We start from the raw sequence: 21,803 nt of genomic DNA on the forward strand, positions 1-21,803 counted from the left end.
ATCTTGTACCATCTATTATTACACTTTATGGTACCGTTTACAAATGAAATGTATGAATAAAATAAATTTTTTTTACGGACCTATTTTCTATATGAAATTTAATCAATATAAATAAAAAAGCATCATCAGAAGTTGCCTTCTTGATGATGCGAGTAGTGTATAGGTCATTATTTTCGAGTTGTGTTAATTGTTGAATTTGTTAATAAAGTATTGCCCGTTTCTGCTTTAACTAAATCTAAGGCAGATCTAAGTTTATCGGTAATACGTTGCTTCTCTGGTGTATCAGCGACTTCAAAAGCTTCACCGTTAATCATGGTTCCAGTTCCTTGTAGGTGATCAGATTTTGAATGGTGCGTGGCAACACGATAGCTAGTTCCTAGAGTCACTAAATCATCAAATGATAAATCTGTTTTCAATTGAGAAGACATCGTGTCTAAGAATTTTTGATTTAATAAGTTTTGTAAGTTTGTACTCTGTAAGGCAACAGACATGATAATCTGGCGTTGACGTTTTTGACGGCCATAATCACCAAGTGGATCCTCATGACGCATTCGGGCATAAGATAATGCATCTGCACCATTAACATGAGTTTTAACACCTTTTTTAAAGTGTGCACCTTGATAGGTGAACGATAGTGGTGGTGTGACATCAACGCCACCAACCGCATTAACTAATGTTTCGAGTCCGCCCATATTAATGGTTGCATAGAAATCAATAGGGACGTTCAAATATTTCTCGACTGTTTTAACAGCAGAAGCAGGACCACCATAAGCATAGGCAGAATTTAATTTACTTGGGAATTCTGATTCATAACCAGAAACCGCAACTTCTGCATCTCGGGGTAAACTGACTAACGTCATTGATTCCGTTTTAGGATTTAAAGTTGCGACAATTAAGGTATCTGTTCGACCGCCAACTTTTGCACGGCCTAACGCACCATCATCGGTTCCTAAAAGGAGAATTGAAATTGGATAGCCTGATTTTAAGACTGAAGAAACGTTTCTAGCTTTAGCGACTTTTGTCGGCGTATAAATTGAATCAGCTGCTTTTTTTGCGTTTGCGTAAGCTCTGTATGCATAAATACCGCCACCGACCAAAAGTAAGAGCAATAAAAGAAGAATTAAACGACGACGTTTTTTATTTGGTTTTTTCTTACCATTTTTTGGCAACGATGAGTGACGATTTTTACTTGGATTAGAAGTGGAATCTGCAATTGATTCCTGCTGATATAGTTCTCTACGAGTAGGCATAAATATAAAATTCCCTCCAATTAGTAATGACTAAATTATTTCTTATCAGTTCATTGTTCTTCAATTGCGTCTACCTGAGTCGTCGTATGTTTAACATTAAACCAATCAATGTAGTTACGTTTAAACTCAATAATCTTAAATTCAAAAGCATCAAACTTGATGACATCATTTAATTTAACTTTATGATTTTCGAGAATGAAACCTGCTAATGTAACACTTTCAGATGCTTTCATCGCTTTATTTTTAAATTTAAAGAAGCGTTCGAAATCATATAAAGTCGTTTTACCACTAATATTATATGAACCATCATCATTTTTGATAATGTATTCACTTGAAACGTCATCAATTTCATCTTTAACCGTTCCAAATAATTCTTCATAAATATCTTTATCCGTTACAATACCACTTGTACCACCATATTCATCAAGGACAACAACGATAGGTGTTTGTTTACTAATCATTTGGCTTAATAATGTTCTAATAGGTGTTGTTTCTGGTACTGTAATAATTGTTCTAAGTAGTTTACTAATTAAGACAGTATCATCAATCTCAGCTTGTCTAACTAAATCGTAGATATAGACGTAACCAAGAATTTTATCTTTATCATTGTTAGCAACTACTGGAAAACGGCTATAACCCTGATGTAAATAATCTTTAACGACATCGTGCACAGTATCTGTAATATCTACGACATAAAGACTTGTTCGATCGACCATAATATCTTTAGCAATTTTGTCATTTAAATCAAAGGCACGTTGCATATAGACATAATCATCTCTATCTAATTCACCACCTGAAACGGCATTTTGAGATAAAGATAAAATTTCTTTTTGAGTAAAAACTTCACTATTTTCATCAGTTGGCGTAATACCAATCATTTTAGCAACACGTGTTGCTGAGTTATTTAATAACCAAACTAATGGGTAAAAGGCAAGATGAAAGTAGCGTAATGGTGTTATAACAACCATTAAAACTTGAACGGGCATATCGATACTTAAGTTTTTAGGCACAATTTCTGTGTAAACCACTTCAACGTAAGTAAGGATTAAAACCCCGATAATTGCGCCAATGATATTTAACCCTGATTCAGAAGCAAAATGGAATAGTTTAAGCACATCTACAAGTAAAAATTCAATGGTTTTTTCACCAACCCAACCCAGAATAATACCAGCAACACTGACACCAACCTGTGTTGTTGAAAGGTATTCATTCAAATGGTTAAGCATTTTTAATGCTCTTTCTTGTTTTTTTCGATTTCCAATACCTGCTTCGATATCAGCTTCGATGGCACTTGGACGTGCTTGGACAAGTGCAAATTCTGCGGCAACGAAGAATGCTGCTGCAAATAATGTCACAAAGATAACAATCAAATTGATGATAACTGTACCGCTAGACAATTTTTGTGTCCCCCATAATTAAGTTATATTTTTAAGTTCGTATCTGTCTATTTTACCATTAAACATAAGGATTGTCGTTTAGTCTGAAGGAACAATTCAGATAATCTTAAACTTTTTACTTAGAGCATAGTAATTTAAGTGTAAATTCATTATAATAGAACTATAAAGAAAAAATACAGATTAATAACGGAGGCTATCATGTCGGGTCAATTCGCAAAAGGTCAATTAAAATTATTTGCACTTAATTCTAACGTTGAATTAGCGGAGAAGGTGGCTAAGGTTTTAAATACTAGTCTTTCTACAGCATCCGTGAAACATTTCAGTGATGGCGAAATTCAAATCAACATTGATGAAAGTATTCGTGGCGCAGATGTTTATGTTATCCAATCAATCTCAAATCCAGTAAATGAAAATTTACTGGAACTTTTGATTATGGTTGATGCGTTACGTCGTGCAAGTGCGGGTACAATTAACGTTGTAATGCCTTATTATGGTTATGCACGTTCAGATCGTAAAGCACGTTCACGTGAACCTATTACAGCTAAGTTAGTTGCAAACTTTATTCAATTAGCCGGTGTTTCTCGTGTAATTACACTTGATTTACATGCCGCTCAATTACAAGGATTCTTTAACATTCCAGTTGATCATTTAGTTTCTTTAGAAATCCAAGCTAAATACTTCATTGAAAATGGGATTACAGATGATGTTGTTGTGATTTCACCTGATCATAATAGTGTTAAAGGTGCTCGTAATATGGCTGAAAAGCTCAAAGCACAAATTGCTATTGTTGATAAACGTGGATCTGATTTTGCTGATAATATTGCAGCAACATCAATTATTGGCGATGTAAAAGGGCGTCGTTGTATCATTATTGATGATATGATTGATACAGGGACAATGATGACTGATGCAGCGCGTGCACTTAAAGCTGCTGGTGCAACAGATATTTATGCTTGTGCAACACATGCTGTGATGTCAAAAGGTGCGATTGAAGCTTTATCTGATGACAATATTAAACAAGTGATTGTAACAGATAGTATCGTTGTTCCAGAAGCTGACAAGCTCGATAAACTTGTGCGCTTATCAGTTGCCGACTTGTTTGGCCAAGCAATTGATTTAATTCATAAGAATCGCTCAGTTGATAAACTATTTACAGAAAAAGATTAAATTAAAATGAACCGCTGGTTAAATCACCTTTGTGATTTGTCCAGCGGTTTTTATGTGTTCTTAAAAAAATATAACAGCTAAATATGGTATATTATTAGGTAATGATAACGAGTTAGCGGTATGAAAAGGGGAGTTAAAATGAGTTTAAAATTTGTCCTAGGAAAAGCTAGTAAAGACCATCAAGCAAGCCTTGTTGCACAATTAAAAGCAGCGCAAACGACTGATTCAACGGCATCTTTTTTTTATCTTGTTCCCAATCATATTAAGTTCGAAGCAGAAGTTAGTATCCTTGAAGCATTAGGTAAAGACAAACTTGTCGAACAAAATATTTTTGCACAATCGAACGTCCAAGTCTTTTCGTTTACTCGATTAGCTTGGTTCTTTTTGAAGAATACACCCTATTATCAGATTCCTCGTTTATCTCAGTCTGGATTAAATATGTTAGTTTATCAATTAATTTCGGAACATGAAGATGAATTAACAATATTTCGTGGTGAAAGGACCCAAACTGGGTTTATTTCACAACTAGTCAGCCAACTGAAAGAATTAAAAGTTGGTTGTGTGACAGTTGATGATTTAACTCGGATTGCTGAATCTTTCCCAACGACTGGGGACTTAGGTGCTAAATTAGATGATTTACAAATTATCTATCGCGCATTTGATGCTGCGATGGCTGACCGATATATTGAAAATAATGATTTATTAGCAGAGTTGAGTCGTTATTTAACAGATGACGTTTTGAAGACGAGTTATTTTTATATTGACCATTTTTCTCAATTTACAGCACAAGAGCAGGAGCTCGTGAACGCACTGATTAAGGGTGCGAAACAGATTACAATTGGCTTAGTCTTAGATAAAGGCAATGCACATGAAGTTGCTGAAAAATCTGACTTATTTTATAAATCAAGCCGGATGTATGTTAATTTGATTGAAAAAGCACATCAAGCTCAGATTCCAGTGCTAACGGATAGTTATGCTGAAACCAAAGTTAACCAGAATCCCGACTTATCTCGTCTGGAAGATTTTTGGATTGACTCTAGACGGTTAGTTAAAACAAAATCAGAAAGGTTAGAAAATTCAGATTCTATTCAACTTTTTGAAGCCGATAGTCGGTATATTGAAATTCGACAAGTGGCGACAAAAATTCGCCAGTTAGTTGCAACTAAGGAGTATCGTTATCGAGATTTTATGATTTTAACGCGGCATTTAGATAGCTACGAAACGGTTATTCCACCGGTTTTTAAAGAATTTAAAATACCTTATTTTAACGATTTACAACACGCAATGGCTGACCATCCCTTAGTCGAGTTACTGGCAGCGTTATTTGAGGTGAAAGAAAAGCATTATCAATATGGCGCAATGATGCGCTTATTAAAAACTGAATTATTAATACCACAAATAGAAAATCATGCTATGCCAATTGAACAGTACCGTAGTGCTGTTGATTTAACAGAAAATATGGTTTTAAAATACGGTTTTTCTGGTTCTCAGTGGCTACGTGAAGATGATTGGACGTTCTACCGGTTTGATTTTACGGATGCAGATGAGCAACAGACGGATAAGGACCAAAGTATCACAGTACAAATTAATCAAATTAGACATTTTGTTAAAGACGTTTTACCAGGATTCTTCAATCAACTAGATCAGGCGACAACCGGTGAAGAGGGGGCAAAGCTAATTTATCAGTTTCTTGTTGAACAAGGTGTGACACAACGCTTGTTAAGTTGGCGAGACCGCTATTTAGCTGCTGGAAACATCTCACAATCAGAAGAACCAGAACAAACTTGGCAAACATTTGTTGGGATGTTAGATGAATATGTTGAAACATTGGGAACTAAAATGTTCAATACCGCTGACTTCATGGCCTTGATTCAAGCGGGATTTGAAGGGGCAAGTTACTCACAAGTGCCATCAACATTAGATCAGGTCGTTATTTCTGAATCAGGGATGGTTCAAATGAACAACCGAAAGATTACCTTTATGATTGGATCAACTGATATGGTGATGCCAGAACAAGTTAGTCAGACACAATTATTAACAGATGATGATCGGGCGAAAATGGCTAATCTATTAACTGATGATCAATACTTAGCCGATTCGGCTATTAGTCAAATGGCCGCTGAACCCTTTTTGAATTATCTCGGATTTTTAGGACCACGCGAACAATTGATTTTTTCATATCCAAGTGGCAACGATGGCGAAAAGAATTTAAATCCATCGCCTTATTTAATGATGATTAAAGAACACTTCAATTTATCAGTTCAACATTTAGCTGCTAATCCTGAATTAACAGAACAATCAGTCCTTGATTTTATCGGAACAAAACGTAGTACATTATCATCATTGGTTGTAGCTAGTCGACTTGCCAAAACAACTGCAGTATCCATGCCTAGTGCTTGGTTGTATGTGTTACGTCAACTGTCGGCTGACCCAGAAATGGGACCATTAACGAAACAATTATTAGGAAGCTTAGCGTATAAAAATATACCGGTTAAGTTGACGCCGGAAATTATAACTGATTTATATGGAACACAAATGAATACTTCAATTTCAAAACTAGAAACTTTCTATCGTAATCCATTTGAATATTTTTTACAATATGGGTTGAAATTGAAAGAACGAGACATTTTCGAGCTGTCTCCTGCAAGTACTGGTGAGTTTTTCCATATGGGGTTGGATGAGTTGATGAAAGTTGTGACTGAATCAAACCAAGTCTATGCCAATGTACCCAAAGAACAACTAGATGAATATTTGAATGTAATTTTAAAAGATATGCGCGAGTTACCTCAGTTCCAAATTCTTGGTAGTTCAAGTCGAATGGGCTATATTGCTAAACAATTAAGTCTTCTATTAAAACAAGTGACGCATGCCATGTGGCAACAAGGGCAACAAACAAAGATGAAGCCACTGAAAACAGAAGTTTTATTTGGTCATGTCGGTGCTGAGTCAGGTTTGAAAGCCCTAGCTTATAAGTTACCTGGCGGCCATTCAGTTAAAGTCCGCGGTAAAATTGATCGAATTGATTATATGAAGGTTGATTCAAAACAATATCTTGGAATCGTCGATTACAAATCAGGGATTCGAAAGTTTGATTTTAGTGATGCTTTCTATGGATTATCAATGCAAATGTTAACTTACTTGCAAGCATTGATTGAGAATGCAGAGGTAATTGCACCAAATACTGGACTGAAAACTTCGGCAGCTGGTGCAGTTTACATGCACTTACAAAATCCTAAGCTGAAAATTGAAGATGTACAGAAAAAAGGATTGGATAATACGTTGTTGAAAGCAAACCAAATGGATGGGCTATTATTGGAAGATGAGCAGTTACTGAGCCATTTAGATACTGATTTTGAAGACGAATCAACAGGGTTTTCATTAATCTATCCATTTAGAAAAACGAAAAAAGGGTTCACATCACCATCAGCTCGTTCAAAAAAATTGATTTCACAATCAGATTTAGATTTCTTGTTGGTACACAATAAACAATTAATTATTGATGCGGCAACAGATATTTTCGAAGGGATAATCGATTTAAGTCCGGCTAGATGGAACGCTAAAAAAACAGCCCTACAATATTCACCATATAAATCAATATTCCAATTTGATGCGATGTTACCCGAAAATAATTACCATGAAATAAGTAAATTAAGCTGGGAAGAAATTGAAAAACGGATTATAGACGGGGAGGCCGACAGTAATGAGTAAGTTTACATTTACACCAAATCAACAACGTGCTATCGATGAAAGTGGGACTAATATTCTTGTATCAGCCTCTGCCGGTTCCGGTAAAACACGAGTTTTAGTTGAACGCGTCATTCAAAAAATATTAACGGGAACAGCTATTGATGACTTATTAGTTGTTACGTTTACAGACGCTGCAGCTAAAGAAATGCGTCAACGGATTCAGGTGGCACTTCAAAAGGCAATCAATGAAGCAGACAATCATGAACAAAAACAACATTTAATGGATCAATTAATGCGCTTGCCAGTTGCAAATATTAGTACATTTGATGCATTTTGTCTCCAATTAATTAAACGCTACTATTATGTGATTGATTTGGATCCCGTTTTTAGAATGTTAACAGATATGACTGAGGCGGCTTTATTAAGAGAGAGTGTCTGGGAAGACGTCCGGGAAATGTTGTATGCCAAAGACGATGTCGACTTTGAGAGATTAACACAAAATTTTTCAAATGATCGAAATGATGATGGTTTATCTGAGTTGGTTTTTAGCCTATTTACATTTGCGAGTTCGAAACCAGATCCTACCGGTTGGTTGGCTAGTTTGGCAGCAACTTATGATGTTGGCGATAATTTAATCAGTAGTTCGTTTTACCAAAAGAGTATTAAGCCATTAGTTCAAGCAAATTTAACGCAAATCCAGGCCGATTTAAAAACGGCTCTAGAACTATCAATTCAATTTGGGTTAGAGAAACATCAAGCAGTGACTGAAGAAGAAAGTCAGATGTTGTTAGCTGTTGTCCAATCTGTTGAAAACGATGGTTCTTGGAATCAAATTCGCGATAATATTCGTGGGTACGAATTGAAACGTGCGCCTAGTGTGCCAGCTAAAAATTTAGAAGATGACCAAGCTGTTGCTAAGGATCAAATTAAAGAATTAAAAGCTGGAATAAAAAAACGTTTAGCTAACTTATCAGAACAATTTTTTGTTTTAAATGAAACAGAAACACTGCATATCATGACAGAATCTAAGAAATTAGTTGAAAAATTAGTCAGTGTGATTGGCTTATTTAGTGATGCCTTCACCAAAGAGAAACGTCAAAGACATATACTTGATTTTAATGATTTGGAGCATTTAGCACTGGACATTTTAGCGAGTGATTCTGAATCTTCCGAGCAAACACAAGCTGCTCTACAAGGAAAATATGAAGAAGTTCTGGTAGATGAGTATCAGGATACTAATCAACTACAAGAAGCTATTTTGACAAGGGTAACCACGACTAATCCCGGTAATATGTTTATGGTGGGGGATGTAAAGCAGTCAATATATGGTTTTAGGCTGGCTGATCCTAGTTTGTTTTTAAGTAAATACCAAGCTTATAAAGAAACTGACAGTAATGGAAATCGAATTATCTTAGCTGAAAATTTTCGTTCTGTGAAGAATGTAACAGATGTGACTAACTTAATTTTTACCCAGATTATGGATGAAACCGTTGGACAAATGGCTTATGATAATGATGCTAAATTGGTTTTTGGGGCAAACTACTACCCAGATATTGAGCAAAAAGCAGAAGTGCTGATTTACGAATCTGATGAACCTGAATCTGCAGAAAGACCGGATGATGATAGTGAAGCAACGAATGATCAGTTTGAAATTGATGGTAAATCGGAAGGCCAAATTGCTTTAATTGGTCAACGGATTCAAGCGTTAATCGTAGATGAAACAGAGATTTTTGACCGTGATAAATCAGAAAAACGTCCCGTTGAATACCGAGATATTGCATTACTAGTCCCAACTCGTAAAAATAATTTGGTGATTATTGACCAATTTAAAAAAATGGGTATTCCAGTCGTTGTGAATGATGCGGAGAGCTATTTCCAAACAACTGAAATCAGAATTATGATGTCATTATTACGAATTATTGATAATCCCTATCAAGATATTCCATTGGTAAGTGTCCTACGGTCGCCAATTGTTGGATTAGATGAAAATCAACTGGCCTATTTACGGATTGGCAACCGAACAGATGATTACTATCAAGCGGTGTTAACTTTTTATCAAAATTTTGATACGTTTAAAGCAGGTAGCTTCGCAAAAACACTGTATAATAAAATTGAACGTTTCTTAACACAACTTTCGGGCTTTCGTGAAATCGCGCATGAAAATCAAATTGCGACCTTAATTTGGCAGATTTATCAGGATACTGGATTTCTTGATTATGTCGGGGGGATGCCAGCTGGAAGTCAGCGCCAAGCCAATTTACATGCGTTGTATAACCGAGCTCACGCTTACGAAAATAGTAGTTTTAAAGGTTTATTCCAGTTTGTGCGCTTCATTGAAAAAATGCAGGAACGCGATAAGGATTTAGCAGAAGCACCTGTACAAAATGTCGCAAATGCAGTGTCAGTCATGACAATTCATGGTAGTAAGGGACTTGAATTTCCAATGGTCTTCTTGGTTGACGCGACACACCAGTTTAATCAAATGGCGATGCGAAAACCTTATTTAATTGATGATCAGGCTGGATTAGGAATAACCTATTTAAATCCTGAAAATCGGACGATGGAAGATACGCTACAAAAAACAATTGTAAAATCAGCTGCTATTGCAAAATCAGAAGCGGAAGAAATGCGATTACTGTACGTAGCCTTAACGCGTGCGGAACAACGATTATTTATTGTGGGGGCTTACACAAATAAAAAAACGGCAATTAATCATTGGCAAAAGGCATTTCAAAGCCAACAATTAGTTTTAAATGCAACAGCTCGAAGTGGTATTAAAAATTTCATGGATTGGATTGGTATGGCGCTAGTTCGTCATCCTACTTTTGATATGTCACTATTATTGGATCCAGCAACATCATCACTACTATTAAGTGATGATGAAACGCAATTTAGCGTTAAATTTTATCAAAAAACCGACCTGAACCAGATGAGTAAAGTGAGTGAAGAAGTTTCTCAGACGGATTGGTTAGAAACAATCACGGGTGAGATGCCTGAGACGTTTGAGGATATTGATGTTAATCAAATTGATCAAGTCTTAAATTTTCAGTATCCATTCGATAATTTAACTAAAACAACTGCTTACCAAGCTGTATCGGAAGTAAAACGTCTATTCGATGATCCAGCTAATCGCGAAATGAATCAGTTGAGTATTGAAGGACAAGGCAACCGATACGTTACGAGTGAACTTGCTGTACCGAAATTTATGCAGGGAGTTGCAGCACCAATGGGAAGTGATATTGGGAGTGCAACTCATCTCATTTTACAAGAATTAGATTTAACTAGTGAGATAACTTTAGCGATAATCCAAGCTAAAATTGAGCAATTAGTGACGGCAAAAGTAGTCACTAAAGAAGTTGCTACGTTAATTAATGGACAACACATTGCCAATTTCTTTCAAACGGATTTAGGCAAAGAAATTCTAACTATAGGTAACGATGTACAACGTGAAGCGCCATTCTCAATGTTACTACCTGCCAATGAGCTATTTCAAAAGGTTGAGTCAAATAAGGAAAAAGTTTTGATCCATGGAATTATCGATGGTTATTTTGTAAAAGATAATACGTTGGTGGTATTTGATTATAAGACTGATAAAGTTTCTAAAGACAATACAATAGAAGAAATAGAAAAATTGACAGCACGTTATCGTGGCCAATTGAACTTATATGGCGAAGCACTAGAGAATATGACTGGGTTGAAAGTTGCGCATAAATATCTGTATTTGCTGTCTATTAATCAAGTTGTTGAAGTTTAATAATTCGAAGATCTCATTTCAATGAGGTCTTTTTTTAATCAATGAAAAGAATAAGAAAATATTTTAAGCAATTTCAATACCACTTTGTGTTAAAAAAATAAAATAGCATTGTATATAACAAAACTTTTTTTATAAATTGGTATAGATAAGATTTTGTTGAATGAAACAAGCTATGGAAACGTAAAAAAACCCATCATATAGGTTGATAACTAATATCTATACGATTAAATGGTATAATTGTAAGCGAATACAAATTAATATTTTTAATAGTAATTCGTAATCGTTGTGCTATACTTAACAACATAGACGTTATGGAAACGATATTATTTTTAAGTGTTTCGTAACATTTTAAAATTAAATCAGATTACCTAGGAACAAAAGCAAAATGCTTAAGTTGTTTTTGAAATAATTTTTGCGTGTTTTTATATTATAAATGTAAGCGTTTTTCCGGAGTTCTTACAGTAATCTGATAAAAATTTAGGAGGTTTTAAAATGGTTGGAATTGTAATTGCAAGTCACGGTAAATTTTCCGAAGGCATCATGCAATCCGGTTCAATGATTTTTGGTGAACAAGAAAATGTTCAAGCTGTAACTTTCATGCCAAACGAAGGACCAGACGATTTAAAAGCTCATCTTGAAGCAGCAATTGCTACTTTTGATGATCCTGAAGAAGTCTTATTCTTAGTTGATTTATGGGGTGGATCACCATTTAATCAAGCAAACGGTTTGCTTGACGCTCATAAAGATAAATGGGCAATTGTTACAGGTTTAAACTTACCAATGTTAATTGAAGCCTACGCAGCACGCTTGTCAATGGATTCTGCACAAGAAATTGCTGCAAGTATTCTAAGCGAAGCAAAAGGTGGCGTTAAGATTAAGCCAGAAGATTTAGCACCAAAAGAAGCAGCTGTTGTTGCAACAAACAAACCTACTGGTTCAATTCCTGAAGGAACTGTAATCGGTGATGGTAAAATTAAATACGTTTTAACACGTATTGATTCACGTTTATTGCATGGACAAGTTGCTACAGCATGGTCTAAATCAGTTAAGCCTGACCGTATTATCGTTGTTTCTGATAATGTTGCTAAGGATACACTTCGTAAAAACTTAATTGAACAAGCTTCACCACCTGGTATTATTGCACATGTTGTGCCAATTGCTAAGATGATTGAAGTTTCAAAAGACCCTCGTTTTGGTGGAATGAAAGCATTACTTCTTTTTGAAAGTCCACAAGATGTGTTAACAGCAATTGAAGGCGGAATGAAATTTGACGAAGTTAACCTTGGTTCAATGGCTCATTCAGTTGGTAAAGTAGTTGTTAACAACGTATTATCAATGGGACAAGACGATGTTGATACTTTTGAAAAACTAGAAGATAAGGGCGTTAAATTTGATGTCCGTAAAGTACCTAACGATTCAAAAGAGAATATGGCTAACATTCTCAAAAAAGCTAAAGGTGAATTAGCAAAAGCTTAAACAACACAATAAAAGAAAATTAATTTAGGAGGCTTATTATGTCAGCTATATCAATGATTTTAGTAGTAATTATTGCCTTTCTAGCTGGTATGGGTGGAATTTTAGATGAATTCCAATTCCATCAACCACTAGTGGCATGTACATTAATCGGGTTAGTAACCGGTAATTTAACCGCCGGAATTGTTTTAGGTGGTACACTTCAAATGATCGCACTTGGTTGGGCTAATGTCGGGGCAGCTATTGCACCCGATGCTGCACTTGCTTCAGTTGCATCAGCAATTATTTTAGTATTAGGTGGACAAGGGATTAAAGGTGTTGGATCAGCTATCGCTATCGCCGTTCCCCTTGCCGTTGCCGGATTATTCTTAACAATGGTTGTTCGTACACTTGCTGTTCCTATTGTTCATGCAATGGATGCAGCAGCAGAACAAGGTAATATCCGTAAGCTAGAAATATGGCATGTTCTTGCTATTGGTATGCAAGGTATCCGTATTGCTATTCCAGCCGGAGCATTGCTCTTTATTCCAGCTGAAACAGTTAAAGGTTTCCTTGAATCAATGCCCGCATGGTTAACAGATGGTATGGCTATTGGTGGTGGTATGGTTGTTGCCGTTGGTTATGCACTTGTTATTAACATGATGGCTACAAAAGAAGTATGGCCATTCTTTATTCTTGGTTTCGTAGTCGCAGCTATTACTCAATTAACATTGATCGCTATTGGTGCTATCGGTGTTGCTCTTGCTCTTATTTACTTGAACCTTTCAAAAATGGGTGGTTCATCAAATGGTGGCGGTGGCAATAATACCGGTGATCCACTTGGCGAAATTCTAAACGATTATTAAACTGGAAGAAGGAGGAATATATTATGGCAGATAAAATTGAATTAACTAAAAAAGATCGATTGGCTGTAGCATGGCGTTCAACGTTTATTCAAGGTTCATGGAACTACGAACGTATGCAAAATGGTGGTTGGACATTCTCAATGATTCCAGCAATTAAAAAATTATACAAAACTAAAGAAGAACGTACGTCAGCAATGAAACGACACATGGAATTCTTTAACACTCATCCTTATCTTGCTTCACCAATCCTTGGTGTTACATTAGCACTTGAAGAAGAACGTGCTAATGGTGCCCCTATTGATGATGTTGCAATTCAAGGTGTTAAAGTTGGTATGATGGGTCCTTTGGCTGGTGTCGGTGATCCCGTATTCTGGTTTACTGTTCGTCCAATGTTAGGTGCTTTAGGTGCTTCATTGGCTATGGGTGGTAACATTATGGGACCAATCATTTTCTTCGTAGCTTGGAATATCATCCGTATGGGATTCATGTGGTATACACAAGAATTCGGTTATAGAGCTGGTTCTAAGATTTCTGAAGATATGTCAGGTGGCTTATTACAAGATGTTACTAAAGGTGCTTCGGTACTGGGAATGTTCGTTTTAGCCGCATTAGTAGAACGTTGGGTTTCAATCAAATTTACGCCAGTTATTTCAACAGTTAAGTTGGATAAAGGTGCTTATATTGATTTTGATAAACTCCAAGGTGGAAAAGGCATGCAAACAGCTATGCAACAAGCTAGCGACGGTTTAGCTCTTTCACCAAATAAAGTAACAACATTACAAAATAACTTGGATCAATTAATTCCAGGTTTAGCAGCATTATTATTAACATTCTTCTGTATGTGGTTACTTAAGAAAAAAGTTTCACCAATTCTTATCATTCTAGGTTTATTCATAGTTGGTATCGGTGGACACGTACTTGGAATTTTATAAAATTTCAAAAAAACTCAGGAATTTTCCTGGGTTTTTTTATATGGTTCAATGCAATTAATTAAGGTATAATAAGATAACGTCAAAAAACATTGGAGTCGAAATACTATGGTCCAGTCAATTAATACAAAGGTAGACTTAACAATCGATGCAACTGCTTTCACAGGTTTAACTGATTATGGTAAAATCATGATTGGCGATAAAGGGTTTGAATTTTATAATGACCGTGATGCACGCAAGTTTATCCAAATTCCATGGGATGAAGTTGATCAAGTTATCGCGTCTGTGATGTTTAAAGGACGATGGATTCCGAGATATGCAATTAAAACGAAGAAGAATGGGACATTTACTTTTGCGTCTAAAAAACCAAAAATGGTGTTACGTGCAATGCGTAACTATGTTGATCCAGCTCATATGGTTCAATCACTTGGAATGGGCGATGTTTTAAAACGATCAGTTAAATCAATTTTTAATAAAAAAAGTAAAAATAAGTAATCAAAAAAACATTCTCATTGAGAATGTTTTTTTAGTAGATTAAAATATTTAAACGAAATTCTTCAAAACCATTATCAATTTGAAGTTCGTCGTCTTCGAACGTTAATTTCTTATAAGGACCGCCTGTCAAATAAGTGGCAATTTTATAATGTGGTAGGCCTGCCATAATATTATGGACCTGTAATGTATCCTCTTTTGGTAGGTAGCCGAGTTTTCGCATCACAGCTTGATCATCTTCAAAATAAAGTGCAATACGACTATTTTCATTGAATGATACAACATCTTCCTTTAAAGATAATTTATCAAATGACAAATCGACGGGATATTTCCAAACTTCAAGTTCTTCGTAATCAATAAGAAGGAGTAACTGAATGTTAGATTCTAAATCCTCATCGCGCCACCCTTTATTAATATTTTCATTTTTAGTTATTGTTTGTAAGACAACCTTAAAGTTTTGATTATAAAGTGATAAGTCATCAATTTCGGCATCAAGGTACCAAGGATGATTATTTTTAATTTCAAAATAGGGACTAATTGGGTATTTTTTTGAGTCAGACATTTGATTCACCTCTTTCGAACAATTGCTTTAAGTATATCCTATAATGGGTTGAAATGCAGGTCCTTTCGATTTCTAGTAGTCAGTCTTTATCTATGGTAAGATTGTGTCCCATTTAAGATAAGGCAATCATGTTCCTTAACGAAATTAATAAACCCGACTGATAATCGTTCCCAATTAGCTTATACTTAAATGATTGGAAATGGAGTGAATCATTTGATGAATAGTCGTGCATTAAAAGTAGGAATGGCTTTATCAACGAAATTAAATATTTTAAGAGCAGGGGTATTAGGTGCTAATGATGGCATCATCTCAGTTGCAGGCGTTATTCTGGGGATGGCCGGTGCTAGTCAAGGTAAGTACTATCTTGTCTTAGCTGGACTTGCTGGTATGTTTGCGGGAGCGTTCTCAATGGCTGGTGGTGAATACGTCTCAGTTTCTGCACAAAGGGATACACAAAAATCGATTATCCATTCAGCTGCAAAAAAGTTAAAAGAAAATCGTGAATTTGAAATTGAACGATTAATTAATATCTACCAAGCAAAGGGATTCTCGCGGATGGTCGCAACGGATGTGGTCAATGAACTAATGTCTCAAAATGAACTAGAAAATTACTGTAAAGAAGTTAACAATATTGATGTCGGTGAGTACTTAAATCCGTGGCACGCAGCGATGTCCTCAATGACATCCTTTGTAGTTGGCTCGCTAGTTCCATTATTATTAATAGCGATACTCCCAACTGAGTTTATGATTCCACTGACGGTTATTGGCGTTGCTTTAGCTTTACTTTTAACAGGGGCAGTAAGCGGGATATTAGGGCGTAATAATATTAGACATGCCATGGTAAGAAATGTTTTTGTTGGATTAGTAACAATGGCTGTAACTTATTATATTGGCGGTTTATTTGGTTAAAAACCTACCCTTTTTTTAAAAAAGAGGTATGCTTATCTAAAGGAGGTGTTGTTGATGTTTCCGGAAAGATTAAAAGCATTGCGCAGAGGTAGTGGATTAACGCTAACTCAATTAGCTGTTGGATTAAATCAGTCTCAAAAATCGAATCATAACTTGAATTCTGGCCCGCAGATTGGTAGTTGGGAGCGTGGTATTAATACACCCTCATATCTTGAAGTCAGAAAGTTGGCCGAATTCTTTCATGTTTCAATTGATTTTTTAGTTGGTCAAACTAACGATGAATTGATTGATCTTGAAGATTTATTCGCACGGACGGCAACACTTTTATACCGCGATAAAATTTTATCAGGTAGTGATCGTTATGAAGTTATTCAAATGATTCAAGGATATTTAATGGGTAAATACCAGCCATATAATCTGGAAGAAAATGATGATTTAGCGTTACCACTTGAAGATGAAAACAACTAAATAAAAGCGCTATTTTAGAATTTGTTTTTACAATTAGACGTGATATAATTTAGGTGGCTTTTCAAATCAAATGAAGTTGATGAGTGTCTTCGGAAACGATATCAACTGGGACGATTTGAGAGTCATAAATAAAACGTGTCACATAGACACAAGGAGGATTTTATTCATGGAACAAGGTACAGTAAAATGGTTTAACGCAGATAAAGGTTTTGGTTTCATTACTCGCGAAGATGGTAGTGATGTATTCGTACATTTCTCAGCTATTCAAGGTGACGGTTTTAAAACATTAGACGAAGGTCAAAAAGTAACTTTTGACGTTGAAGATAGTGACCGTGGACCACAAGCAGTAAACGTAAACAAAGACTAATTTAAAATCTAAACAACTTGCCATTTAGGTGAGTTGTTTTTTTATGCAAAAAAGTAGGCCGTCAATCCCCGATTGACGGCCTACTTTTAACTATTCACGAGTTGTATTAATTTTTGTATCGGCTGTTAAAGTATTTCCAGTTTTAGCTGGAACCAAGCCAAGTGTGGAACGTAATTTATCAGTGATACGTTGTTTTTCAGTTTCGCTGGCAATTTCAAAAGCTTCTCCATTGACCATTGTTCCTGTACCTTGTAGATAATCTGAATGTGAATGATGTGTTGCCTTACGATAATTGGTACCTAAGACGGTAAGATCATTGAATGTTAAATCAGTTTTCATTTGAGATGACATTGTATTTAAAAATTTATCGTCTAATAAATTTTGAAGTTGTGTACTTTTTAAAGCCACTGCCATAATAATCTGACGTTGGCGTTTTTGTCGACCGTAATCGCCAAGAGGATCATCATATCTCATGCGGGCATACGAAAGGGCTTGTTTACCGTTGACATGAGTTTTAACGCCTTTTTTGAAGCTGGCACCATTATAAGAAAAAGATAGTGGTGGATTAACGTCAACACCGTCAACAGCATCAACTAGTGATTCTAAACCGCCCATGTTGATTGTTGCGTAGAAATCAATGGGTACATTGAAATATTTTTCAACAGTTTTAACGGCAGTTGCAGCACCACCATAAGCATAGGCAGCGTTTATCTTACTTGGAAAATCTGATTCATGGTCTGAAACCGCAACTTCAGTATCACGCGGTAAACTGATTAAGGTCATTGATTCTGTTTTAGGGTTAAGTGTGGCAACGATTAAAGTATCCGTTCGGCCACCAGTTTTAGCACGACCCAAGGCACCATCATCAGAACCTAAAAGTAAAATCGAAATAGGATGGTCCTTTTCCAAAACCGCTGCGACATTTCTAGTTTTAGCAATTTTAGTAGAAGTATAGATTTTATCAGCTGCATTTTTAGCGTTTGAGTATTTATGGTAGGCATAAACGCCACCGCAGATAGCAGCGATTATTATAATGATTAACCAAATTAAGCGACGACGTTTCTTGTTTTGCTTTTTATTTTTTCTTTCGCGTTTTGGTAAAGGCAGGTGATTAGTTGTTTCTTGGTGTAGTAGTTGTTCTTTATGATAGTTTTCTCGACGACTTGACATTGAAATGTTCCCCTTTATTAATTAATGTTCGCCAATAAAAAAGCCAGCAATTAAAATGACTAAAACGATGACGGTAATTTTAACGTACAGATAATCTTTTTCTTTGTAGAAAGCATAAATTGAAATAACGACACGAAGAATTGGTGTTAGTATTAAGCAAAATAGCCCAAGCATCATAATTGCGTAAGGTTTAAGTGCGACAATTCCAGAAATGATAGCAGAAAATGAAGTTGGAAATGTATTACCTTGATAGCCTGTTGAACCTGTAACTAAGGATAGGATAAGACCAATAATCATAATTATCGCAGAAATGAAAACGCCAATTCTTAGTATTTGACCAATCATTAATTCAATTTTTGCCATTTCGGCTGATGTGTTATTTTTTTCATTCATCATTAGATAGATACCCCGAATCCTTTTAGAATCATCTGAATGCTGACATACAATAGTACAGGTACAAAAATGAGGCGAATTATTTTTGCGGGTAGGTATTGCATTGCACGCGAACCAATTGATGAACCAACTAAAATTCCTAGCGCTAATGGAACCGCAATATCAGGTCTAATTGAACCATTGAAAAAGTAGACGGTCGCACTTGCGGCAGCGGTGACACCCATCATTAAGTTACTTGTTGAACTTGATGGTTTCAACGGCATTTTCATTGCAGTATCCATTGCCATAACTTTGAAAATACCAGATCCGATTCCTAGTAGTCCACTAGCAACTCCAGCACCAAGCATAATCGCCATCCCACCTGGAACATTTTCGACTTGATAATCAACTTGTTTTTTTAGTTGTTTATCATAGTACGAACTATTCAGTTTAAATTTGGTAGATAAATAATCAGGTTCAGCTGATTTTAAAACTTCTTCACCTACAAAAATTTTTTTAAGCATGTTGTAGACAGAAAGTAGCAAAAAAGCACCGAATAAAATGAAGAGAAAGGATGTATTAAAGACTCCTGTTAAGAGTGCTCCACAAATCGCACCAATTGTCGTTGCGATTTCTAAAAACATGGCGACCCTCAAATTTAAAACGTCATCTTTTAGAAATGCAATTGTAGCACCAGAACTCGTTGCGATAACGGCAATGATACTAGCACCAATAGCGTATTTAATATCTAATCCCATCATTAAAGTTAAGACCGGGGTGACAATGATGCCGCCACCTAATCCTAAGATAGATCCTAGAGCACCTGCCACAAGACCAGCGGCAAGCATAAGTAGTAGCGTATTCATTATTTATTTTCAACTCTTTTCTAAATTTATAAAGATATCCTATTTTACCATAAACTTACATAAAATTGAGCATTTGCTTGATTTCTGTATGAATTCTTAAAGATTTTGGTAACTAACTTTAAACAAATTAAAAAATATGATAAATTATGTGGATAAAATAGACTGTAATTAAGAGGTTAGAGTAATGATTAATAAGAATAAACTTTATGGAGTAGTCATAATAGGCAGTGGACTATTCGCAATATTGACGTTATTAATAGTAACAAAAAATAATTTTATTCATGGTATAGATAATAATATCATTGCAGTTGTTAGGTTTCATCCTACAGCGCAACTAGACCAAGTGATGCAGATAATCAGTTGGCTAAGTAGTCCGATGATGATAGGGTTGTATTCAGTCATTTTGATGATTATTTTATATAAATTACGACGAGGTGTACTCGCTATTTGGACAGGGATGACCATAATGACTGGAGCACTGTTAATTAAGCTCATTAAAAGTAGCGTCCAGAGACCTCGACCAGTGGGGCATGGATCAATTACTGGATTCAGTTTCCCCAGTGGACATACGTTCGGGGTGGCATTATTTTGTCTAACGATAATGAGTATTATGCTGGTAGAATTTAAGTATAGTAAACAATTTTTGATTAACTGCTTATTAGCGATATGGATCATGATGATTATGATTTCAAGAGTATATCTACAAGCTCACTTTCCGACGGATACGGTAGGCGCTGTTCTTTTAACAGTCACTTGGATAGCCATTGCACGCGTTATATATCTAAAAATTCTGAATAAATTTAAAATTGAGGGCTAAAAAATGAATCAATATGAAACGAAACGGCTTGTGGTACGTCCGTTATGCTCATCAGACATAAATGACATATATGAATATGCTTGTGATGAAACGGTTGGTCAAATGGCTGGCTTTTTACCCGTGAATTCATTGGCTGAAGCTAGTTTGTTCGTTGCGACGCTACAAAAACAAAGTATATTTGCGATTGAGTGTAAAGGAAATCAAAAAGTAGTCGGTAATATCGGTTTATATGAAGTAGTTGATGAGAATCAAGAACCTAGTTTGGTAGTTAAAGAGGTTGGCTATGCACTAAATCCTATTTTTAAGAATCAAGGGATAATGACTGAAGCAGTTCAAGGACTTTTAACAATGGCTCAGGCGTTAGATTTAGAACGTGTAATTGGCGTGACAACTATTGAAAATAAAGCATCTATCAAAGTGTTAAAAAAATCCAATTTTAAATTTGTTGAAAAAAGAGCGGTTTCATCCCTTTTTCAACCTGCTGCTCTAATTAATGAAATTGTTTATGCGGTTGATTTAAAATAATCAATACCAATTGTCAACGACATATGTTATCCTTTATTCGTATATATAGAACTATTTGAAAATTAATCAACCGGGGGTAGCTGACTATGCAATTAACAAAAGGATTTGAACAAGCAGCGTGTATTATTTCTTTATTGGCAACGCAGGATAAGGGTGTGCCAATTTCATCGCAAGTAATCAACGCTCGTCTTGGTGGTTCACAAACTTATCTTCGTAAAATTATGCGTAAGTTAGTCGTTGCGGGACTTGTGAAATCTGTTTCAGGTAATAATGGCGGTTTTACGTTAGCAAGGGATGCTAAGGATATCAATTTATTAGAAATTGTGGAGGCTTCGGAAGGAAAGATTGAAACCTATCCAAACTTCGGTTTCTTTGATCGTGTATTTCGTGAATTTAAACAAGATACAGAAAAAGCAACCGTCGTCGTTAATAGTGTTTTTGCTGAAGCGGATAAACGTTGGGCTAATTATTTAGAGTCACAAACGGTTTATCAACTAATTGCAGCAACGTTTGACGAAACTGAAATTCCTTTAATTAATTGGAATGAAGAAGATATCAGTGGTCAACGTAAATTAATCATTCAAAAAATTGTCGAAAATGTAACCGGAAATCATAAATAACGAAACCATTATTAACCATAACTGGGTTAATAATGGTTTTTTATTTAGGCTTACATTTGGTAAGTTTAAACCATAGTCATTTATTTGTGAAAATGCTATCATGGATACTACTAAAACAAATTCGGAGGAAATC

General features: G+C 35.6%; 19 protein-coding genes. 13 read left to right on the forward strand and 6 right to left on the reverse strand.

Annotation, left to right across the window (positions count from 1 at the left end; all coding sequences use genetic code 11):
* Nucleotides 1-167: 167 nt before the first annotated feature.
* Together AC1RPJ_RS06250 and AC1RPJ_RS06255 are read right to left on the reverse strand one after the other, a co-directional pair.
* Complete coding sequence (locus AC1RPJ_RS06250) at nucleotides 168-1,250, reverse strand: LCP family glycopolymer transferase (RefSeq protein WP_481761745.1); 1,083 nt, start codon at nucleotides 1,248-1,250, stop codon at nucleotides 168-170.
* 50 nt (nucleotides 1,251-1,300) lie between these two features.
* Nucleotides 1,301-2,647, reverse strand: coding sequence for a hemolysin family protein (locus tag AC1RPJ_RS06255; protein ID WP_481761744.1), 1,347 nt, complete (start codon nucleotides 2,645-2,647; stop codon nucleotides 1,301-1,303).
* 198 nt (nucleotides 2,648-2,845) lie between these two features.
* Here AC1RPJ_RS06255 and AC1RPJ_RS06260 point away from each other — a divergent pair, with 198 nt between their 5' ends.
* The 7 genes from AC1RPJ_RS06260 (at nucleotide 2,846) to AC1RPJ_RS06290 (ending at nucleotide 14,997) form a co-directional block, all read left to right on the forward strand.
* Nucleotides 2,846-3,814 carry a ribose-phosphate diphosphokinase gene (locus AC1RPJ_RS06260; RefSeq protein ID WP_481761743.1) on the forward strand — a complete coding sequence of 323 codons (969 nt, stop codon included), beginning with the start codon at nucleotides 2,846-2,848 and terminating at the stop codon, nucleotides 3,812-3,814.
* 138 nt (nucleotides 3,815-3,952) lie between these two features.
* Entirely contained in the window at nucleotides 3,953-7,522 is a 3,570-nt protein-coding gene (locus tag AC1RPJ_RS06265; protein ID WP_481761742.1) for a PD-(D/E)XK nuclease family protein, read from the forward strand.
* Nucleotides 7,515-11,255 (forward strand): helicase-exonuclease AddAB subunit AddA, encoded by a 3,741-nt coding sequence (gene addA / locus AC1RPJ_RS06270; RefSeq protein WP_481761741.1) that lies wholly within the window; start codon nucleotides 7,515-7,517, stop codon nucleotides 11,253-11,255. Before AC1RPJ_RS06265 ends, addA begins: the two co-directional genes overlap by 8 nt.
* 492 nt (nucleotides 11,256-11,747) lie before the next feature.
* Complete coding sequence (locus AC1RPJ_RS06275; RefSeq protein WP_481761740.1) at nucleotides 11,748-12,731, forward strand: mannose/fructose/sorbose PTS transporter subunit IIA; 984 nt, start codon at nucleotides 11,748-11,750, stop codon at nucleotides 12,729-12,731.
* Between the two features lie 38 nt (nucleotides 12,732-12,769).
* Nucleotides 12,770-13,573, forward strand: coding sequence for a PTS mannose/fructose/sorbose transporter subunit IIC (locus AC1RPJ_RS06280; protein WP_481761739.1), 804 nt, complete (start codon nucleotides 12,770-12,772; stop codon nucleotides 13,571-13,573).
* Between the two features lie 23 nt (nucleotides 13,574-13,596).
* Nucleotides 13,597-14,505 carry a PTS system mannose/fructose/sorbose family transporter subunit IID gene (locus AC1RPJ_RS06285; RefSeq protein WP_481761738.1) on the forward strand — a complete coding sequence of 303 codons (909 nt, stop codon included), beginning with the start codon at nucleotides 13,597-13,599 and terminating at the stop codon, nucleotides 14,503-14,505.
* A gap of 105 nt (nucleotides 14,506-14,610) precedes the next feature.
* Entirely contained in the window at nucleotides 14,611-14,997 is a 387-nt protein-coding gene (locus AC1RPJ_RS06290) for a DUF956 family protein (protein ID WP_409021995.1), read from the forward strand.
* 31 nt (nucleotides 14,998-15,028) lie between these two features.
* Here the strand turns inward: AC1RPJ_RS06290 and AC1RPJ_RS06295 are convergent, their stop codons facing one another.
* Nucleotides 15,029-15,556, reverse strand: coding sequence for a hypothetical protein (locus AC1RPJ_RS06295; protein ID WP_481761737.1), 528 nt, complete (start codon nucleotides 15,554-15,556; stop codon nucleotides 15,029-15,031).
* A 216-nt stretch (nucleotides 15,557-15,772) separates the two neighbouring features.
* Between AC1RPJ_RS06295 and AC1RPJ_RS06300 the strand changes: the two genes are divergently transcribed.
* The 3 genes from AC1RPJ_RS06300 to AC1RPJ_RS06310 all read left to right on the forward strand — a co-directional run bounded on the left by AC1RPJ_RS06300 (nucleotide 15,773) and on the right by AC1RPJ_RS06310 (nucleotide 17,300).
* Nucleotides 15,773-16,465: a VIT1/CCC1 transporter family protein gene (locus AC1RPJ_RS06300; RefSeq protein WP_481761736.1), complete on the forward strand. Its 693-nt coding sequence runs from the start codon at nucleotides 15,773-15,775 to the stop codon at nucleotides 16,463-16,465.
* Nucleotides 16,466-16,519: 54 nt separating this feature from the next.
* Nucleotides 16,520-16,933 (forward strand): helix-turn-helix domain-containing protein, encoded by a 414-nt coding sequence (locus AC1RPJ_RS06305; protein ID WP_481761735.1) that lies wholly within the window; start codon nucleotides 16,520-16,522, stop codon nucleotides 16,931-16,933.
* 166 nt (nucleotides 16,934-17,099) lie between these two features.
* Nucleotides 17,100-17,300, forward strand: coding sequence for a cold-shock protein (locus tag AC1RPJ_RS06310; RefSeq protein WP_112251328.1), 201 nt, complete (start codon nucleotides 17,100-17,102; stop codon nucleotides 17,298-17,300).
* A gap of 90 nt (nucleotides 17,301-17,390) precedes the next feature.
* Here the strand turns inward: AC1RPJ_RS06310 and AC1RPJ_RS06315 are convergent, their stop codons facing one another.
* Genes AC1RPJ_RS06315 through AC1RPJ_RS06325 form a run of 3 tightly spaced genes read right to left on the reverse strand, consistent with a single transcriptional unit; the run spans nucleotide 17,391 to nucleotide 19,708 of the window.
* Nucleotides 17,391-18,470: an LCP family glycopolymer transferase gene (locus tag AC1RPJ_RS06315; RefSeq protein WP_481761734.1), complete on the reverse strand. Its 1,080-nt coding sequence runs from the start codon at nucleotides 18,468-18,470 to the stop codon at nucleotides 17,391-17,393.
* A 21-nt stretch (nucleotides 18,471-18,491) separates the two neighbouring features.
* Complete coding sequence (locus tag AC1RPJ_RS06320; protein ID WP_481761733.1) at nucleotides 18,492-18,866, reverse strand: DUF1634 domain-containing protein; 375 nt, start codon at nucleotides 18,864-18,866, stop codon at nucleotides 18,492-18,494.
* The gene (locus AC1RPJ_RS06325; protein ID WP_481761732.1) at nucleotides 18,866-19,708 is read right to left on the reverse strand and encodes a sulfite exporter TauE/SafE family protein; all 843 of its coding nucleotides are present in this window, start codon (nucleotides 19,706-19,708) and stop codon (nucleotides 18,866-18,868) included. The genes AC1RPJ_RS06320 and AC1RPJ_RS06325 overlap by 1 nt, the downstream gene beginning before the upstream one ends.
* Before the next feature lie 184 nt (nucleotides 19,709-19,892).
* On the opposite strand from AC1RPJ_RS06325, the gene AC1RPJ_RS06330 reads away from it, so the two are divergent.
* The 3 genes from AC1RPJ_RS06330 to AC1RPJ_RS06340 all read left to right on the forward strand — a co-directional run bounded on the left by AC1RPJ_RS06330 (nucleotide 19,893) and on the right by AC1RPJ_RS06340 (nucleotide 21,670).
* Nucleotides 19,893-20,525 (forward strand): phosphatase PAP2 family protein, encoded by a 633-nt coding sequence (locus AC1RPJ_RS06330; protein WP_481761731.1) that lies wholly within the window; start codon nucleotides 19,893-19,895, stop codon nucleotides 20,523-20,525.
* A 3-nt stretch (nucleotides 20,526-20,528) separates the two neighbouring features.
* The gene (locus tag AC1RPJ_RS06335; protein WP_481761730.1) at nucleotides 20,529-21,050 is read left to right on the forward strand and encodes a GNAT family N-acetyltransferase; all 522 of its coding nucleotides are present in this window, start codon (nucleotides 20,529-20,531) and stop codon (nucleotides 21,048-21,050) included.
* Between the two features lie 86 nt (nucleotides 21,051-21,136).
* Nucleotides 21,137-21,670 (forward strand): Rrf2 family transcriptional regulator, encoded by a 534-nt coding sequence (locus AC1RPJ_RS06340; RefSeq protein ID WP_481761729.1) that lies wholly within the window; start codon nucleotides 21,137-21,139, stop codon nucleotides 21,668-21,670.
* The last annotated feature ends 133 nt before the right edge of the window (nucleotides 21,671-21,803 follow it).

It is taken from the genome of Dellaglioa sp. CoH-57-MRSF-17 (assembly GCF_056782015.1).

Bases quoted from the DNA above. Each gene is read 5' to 3' on its own strand.
- AC1RPJ_RS06250 (WP_481761745.1), bottom strand. From the start codon at position 1,250: ATGCCTACTCGTAGAGAACTATATCAGCAGGAATCAATTGCAGATTCC.
- AC1RPJ_RS06260 (WP_481761743.1), top strand. From the start codon at position 2,846: ATGTCGGGTCAATTCGCAAAAGGTCAATTAAAATTATTTGCACTTAAT.
- AC1RPJ_RS06265 (WP_481761742.1), top strand. From the start codon at position 3,953: ATGAGTTTAAAATTTGTCCTAGGAAAAGCTAGTAAAGACCATCAAGCA.
- addA (WP_481761741.1), top strand. From the start codon at position 7,515: ATGAGTAAGTTTACATTTACACCAAATCAACAACGTGCTATCGATGAA.
- AC1RPJ_RS06275 (WP_481761740.1), top strand. From the start codon at position 11,748: ATGGTTGGAATTGTAATTGCAAGTCACGGTAAATTTTCCGAAGGCATC.
- AC1RPJ_RS06280 (WP_481761739.1), top strand. From the start codon at position 12,770: ATGTCAGCTATATCAATGATTTTAGTAGTAATTATTGCCTTTCTAGCT.
- AC1RPJ_RS06285 (WP_481761738.1), top strand. From the start codon at position 13,597: ATGGCAGATAAAATTGAATTAACTAAAAAAGATCGATTGGCTGTAGCA.
- AC1RPJ_RS06290 (WP_409021995.1), top strand. From the start codon at position 14,611: ATGGTCCAGTCAATTAATACAAAGGTAGACTTAACAATCGATGCAACT.
- AC1RPJ_RS06295 (WP_481761737.1), bottom strand. From the start codon at position 15,556: ATGTCTGACTCAAAAAAATACCCAATTAGTCCCTATTTTGAAATTAAA.
- AC1RPJ_RS06300 (WP_481761736.1), top strand. From the start codon at position 15,773: ATGAATAGTCGTGCATTAAAAGTAGGAATGGCTTTATCAACGAAATTA.
- AC1RPJ_RS06305 (WP_481761735.1), top strand. From the start codon at position 16,520: ATGTTTCCGGAAAGATTAAAAGCATTGCGCAGAGGTAGTGGATTAACG.
- AC1RPJ_RS06310 (WP_112251328.1), top strand. From the start codon at position 17,100: ATGGAACAAGGTACAGTAAAATGGTTTAACGCAGATAAAGGTTTTGGT.
- AC1RPJ_RS06315 (WP_481761734.1), bottom strand. From the start codon at position 18,470: ATGTCAAGTCGTCGAGAAAACTATCATAAAGAACAACTACTACACCAA.
- AC1RPJ_RS06320 (WP_481761733.1), bottom strand. From the start codon at position 18,866: ATGATGAATGAAAAAAATAACACATCAGCCGAAATGGCAAAAATTGAA.
- AC1RPJ_RS06325 (WP_481761732.1), bottom strand. From the start codon at position 19,708: ATGAATACGCTACTACTTATGCTTGCCGCTGGTCTTGTGGCAGGTGCT.
- AC1RPJ_RS06330 (WP_481761731.1), top strand. From the start codon at position 19,893: ATGATTAATAAGAATAAACTTTATGGAGTAGTCATAATAGGCAGTGGA.
- AC1RPJ_RS06335 (WP_481761730.1), top strand. From the start codon at position 20,529: ATGAATCAATATGAAACGAAACGGCTTGTGGTACGTCCGTTATGCTCA.
- AC1RPJ_RS06340 (WP_481761729.1), top strand. From the start codon at position 21,137: ATGCAATTAACAAAAGGATTTGAACAAGCAGCGTGTATTATTTCTTTA.